1 protein-coding gene is annotated in these 1,482 nt (G+C 67.5%); it reads right to left on the bottom strand.

What is annotated here, in order from left to right; all coding sequences use genetic code 11:
- Positions 1 to 64: 64 nt before the first annotated feature.
- On the bottom strand, positions 65 to 1,465 hold the full coding sequence (locus G6030_RS15520; protein ID WP_182643726.1) for an IS1380 family transposase: 1,401 nt from the start codon (positions 1,463 to 1,465) through the stop codon (positions 65 to 67).
- Positions 1,466 to 1,482: the final 17 nt, after the last annotated feature.

The raw sequence follows: 1,482 nt of genomic DNA, 5'->3' as shown, positions 1-1,482 counted from the left end.
GTGCCGGCTGGCGCTGCCGGTGGGCGGGTCTCCGGGTGTGGCTGTCGAGGGCGAGCGGGTGAGGTCAGGCGGGTTTGGGGATCGCGGCGATGGTGTGGAACACCGCCTCGATGGCGGTGGCCCAGGGCCAGGTTTCGGGGATTTTGACCCGTCTACGTCGGCTGCTGCGGGTCAGCAGCGCGGCGACGTGGAGGAAGCGGTAGCGCATCGCTTTGGGTTCGCACGCTGCGAGGGTGGCGGCGACACCTGTGCAGGCCAGCATTCGGGTCCACGCTACGAGGTCCGCGGCGATCATTACCGCAGTCAGCCAGGCCTGATTTAGGGCGAACTCCCGCGAGGGAAGCCGTCCGAGACCGGTGTCCTTGGCGTGTCGGATGCGGTCCTCCACCCGGGCGTGAGCCCGATGCCTGGCCTCAAGGAGCTGCAGCTGCCCGGTCGTGGTATTGGTCGCGAACACCTGGTAACGCCACCCGTCCGCCTCTTCGAACATCGAAAGCTGAGCGCCCGGATGAGGCCGCTCTCGGCGGACGATGACTCGCATCCCCTCTGGCCATTTGGCGAGCATCCCGGGGGCCAGGAGCCCGGTCAGCTCGGCAACCTCGGCCCCGTCTCGGATATCGCCGGAGAGATTCAACGCTGGCCCCCATGCGGCTTCGGGGGCGATGGCGATGGCCTGGCGGATCGGAGCGGTGACCGAGAACCCGACCGAGTACTCCACCCGCCGACCTCGGACGCTGTTCTGACTCGTGATCCATTCCAGCAAGTCATGGGAGGCGCCAGCGGCGTCGGAGCGGATCAGCAGGTCACGCCGATGGTTGGCGGGGATCTGGGCGATCGCCTGGCCGAGGACGTCGATGTGGTCGGCGGCAGTGTTCGATCCCGCATTGCCCGGACGCAGGCTCGCGGCCAGGAACTCGGTCGTGTTGTCGCACCACACGCCGATCGGGTGGTAGCCGAATGTGCGCTTGTACGTCGGCGCGGTGCTCTCTTTCTCGCTGTGGGTGACCACGATGGTGGCGTCCACATCGAGCACGATCGTCGATCCCAGGTCCCGGCCCGCGCACTTCGATGCGGGGACCCCGCCGGGCAGCTGGGACCATACATGCCGCCGGGTGCGGGCACGCGCCACCTGGATCTTCTTGCGTTTACCGGCGGTGACTTCATCCAGCGTGCGCCACACCGTCGGGGCCGAGGCGACCGGGCCGAGAGCCCCGGTCTGGTGGCGCAGAACTCGGATGTCGGAGATGGTCTCGCCTCCACCGGCGAGCATCACCGCGACATCGATCAACACACGGCCACGGTCATGGACCGGGACGAACCGCCGGCGAGCCATGGCCTTCGACAGTTCGGCGGTGAGCCCGACACGATCCGCCAGAAGACGCGGCGCGATGGCCCCGGCGTGAGAAATCACCCCGACATCATCGACGGAGAACGACAGACCAGACGACCACGAAGTACGCTTCACCTACCGAGTGCTTTCTG

It is taken from the genome of Dietzia sp. E1 (genome assembly GCF_014145015.1).
GTDB classification, from domain to species: domain Bacteria; phylum Actinomycetota; class Actinomycetes; order Mycobacteriales; family Mycobacteriaceae; genus Dietzia; species Dietzia cinnamea_A.
Note: the sequence above shows the minus strand (reverse complement) of the source record. Positions and strands in the feature narration are given on the sequence as shown.